General features: G+C 36.5%; 3 protein-coding genes. 2 read left to right on the forward strand and 1 reads right to left on the reverse strand.

What is annotated here, in order from left to right:
- On the forward strand, window positions 1-219 hold a 219-nt coding region (locus WBF61_RS01920), incomplete at its 5' end, for a hypothetical protein (RefSeq protein ID WP_424253430.1).
- A 100-nt stretch (window positions 220-319) separates the two neighbouring features.
- Here the strand turns inward: WBF61_RS01920 and WBF61_RS01925 are convergent.
- Window positions 320-724 (reverse strand): hypothetical protein, encoded by a 405-nt coding sequence (locus WBF61_RS01925; protein WP_424253432.1) that lies wholly within the window; start codon window positions 722-724, stop codon window positions 320-322.
- Window positions 725-1,136: 412 nt separating this feature from the next.
- On the opposite strand from WBF61_RS01925, the gene WBF61_RS01930 reads away from it, so the two are divergent.
- Window positions 1,137-2,239: metallophosphoesterase (locus tag WBF61_RS01930; protein ID WP_424253434.1), on the forward strand; the 1,103-nt coding region annotated here is incomplete at its 3' end.

Genomic DNA, 2,239 nt, shown 5'->3' on the forward strand with positions numbered 1-2,239 from the left:
CTGGCAATTGAAGGTCTAGATGAAAGTTATAAAAAAAATATCTATGAAGTTGAAATGACAAGTACTACTGCGGGAAGCATGCAGAACCTTGTCGAAGAATTAGAAGCTCAAGAGCGTATCTGGAATATTCAGTATTTTGGATTTGAAAAAGTAGATGAAGCTTCATTCAGTGGAACAGTTACTTTTGAATTGTTCTATTATATCGTGGCTTCTGAGTAAGGGTTTCAGTAAGTAAATAAGGCATAAAAATCCCTACTACGAAGTGTAAACTATATCGTGGTAGGGGTATTTCTACTGTTTGATTAGGAAATTCACTTCCTTACTCCTCAGTTATTTTTTCAATTTTTATAATTCCGTTTCCTGCTATTTGAGGCGGAATGGACATCGTCGTTGGCGCGTGCTCGATGAGTGTCACCTGGACGCTATCCCCTTTTACTAGCTCAGACAAGGCAATAGCTTCACCAGTTGATTGATCAACTAAGGAAACGTCATCGGTTAGCAAAATGACTTCGTCAAAAGCAGCTGCTTCTGGAAAGTTAATGGGTGTTAGGTCAGCTAAAAATAAACCACTATCATGGGTTTGACCAAAATCAATCACCGTTCCAATATAAGTAATGGTTTTTTCATTTTGTTCAAGCTTTTCACTTGTTTTTTCTTGTGAACTTTCTGAGCCACAACTAGTTAAAAAGGCTGCAGCGAGAAATAATACGACTAATTGTTTCATTATAATTCCTCCTATGGTAGTAGAGTTTTGATAGAACGAGCTACTTGATGAATCTATTTAGCTTATCCTTAGTATAGAACACAAAGAGAATAAAAAACACTGTATCCTTTGGTAAAAAGTCTTAAGAATAGGCTGTGCCTTGTTGTAAGAGCTAATCATTTTTTATTCAAAAGAAGAAACTGCTTTTTCAATAATAATCAGTTATTAGAAGTGATTTAAAGCGATTGTTCTAGCACTGATAAGAATAAAAGATAATTGAGTATAGGTTTCGCTTTCAAATCATCTCCAAATCCGATACAATCAATAAAGAATACGGAATAAATTAAAAAAATAATGAAATTAGACGAACATTAAGAGTATAATGAATGCGAATGATCTACATAAAATCGAATGATTGGAAGGATTTGGCAGAATGAAATTGACCATATTAGCAACTAGCGATATACATGGCTACATCAGACCAACTAATTTCAGTACAAAAACGCAAGATAAGCCCTTTGGAGCTCTAAAAGTGGCAACAGTATTAAAAGAAGAAAAAGAGGCTGCAGATGGACCAGTATTGACGATTGAGAATGGTGATTTTATTCAAGGTTCTCCATTTAGTTATTATGTTGCAAGACACCGGGGAAAAAAGAGTTCAGAGGATCTAGCAACGGTATTAAATATGATGGAGTATGATGTAGGTGTTATTGGCAATCACGAATTTAATTATGGGAAAGAATATTTATGTCAGGCCATATCAGCTGTAAAGTACCCTGTTTTAGCAGCAAACATCTTAAATGAAGCTGGGGAACCAGCTTTTGGCAAAGCATATGAAATTTTTGAAAAAGATGGCATTAAAATAGCGGTATTAGGTCTAACGACAACCTATATTCCAAATTGGGAGCATCCTGATCACATTAAAGGATTAACATTTAAAAATGGTGTCGAAACAGCAAAAGAACTCGTTCCCCATTTAAGAGAGTTAGCCGATGTCGTGGTGATTAGTTACCATGGTGGATTTGAAAGAGATTTAAAAACAGGAGAAATAGCTGAACCTTTGACTGGAGAAAATGAAGCGTACCAATTGATGACAGAAGTACCTGGGGTAGATGCACTCATTACTGGGCATCAACACCGTTTAATCGCAACTAAAATAAACAATATCCCCGTTATTCAACCAGGATACCGAGGCGAAGCAGTAGGCAAGATAACGTTAACTATTGAGAAAAACGAAGAAAATCGTTACGTCGTGACAGGAAGCGAAGCACGTTTGATAAGTACCGCGGATGCTTTAACTGATAAAGCGATGTCAGAAAAACTTGCGGGCGTATTTAAAGAAGTAGATGAGTGGTTGGATCAACCATTAGGTAAAGTCGAAGGGGATATGTGTATTCAAAATGCGCACCATGCTCGAGCTATTGAGCATCCTTACGTCGAATTTATCCAAAAAGTTCAAATGGAAGCAACCAAAACAGATATATCTGGAACCGCTTTATTTGTTAATGAAGGTAAAGGATTTGGCGAGACGATTAC

This window comes from Carnobacterium sp. (genome assembly GCF_049673005.1).
Taxonomy (GTDB): Bacteria; Bacillota; Bacilli; order Lactobacillales; family Carnobacteriaceae; genus Carnobacterium_A.

Excerpts from the sequence above, each read along its gene's own strand:
- WBF61_RS01925 (WP_424253432.1), bottom strand. The coding sequence starts at position 724 with ATGAAACAATTAGTCGTATTATTTCTCGCTGCAGCCTTTTTAACTAGT.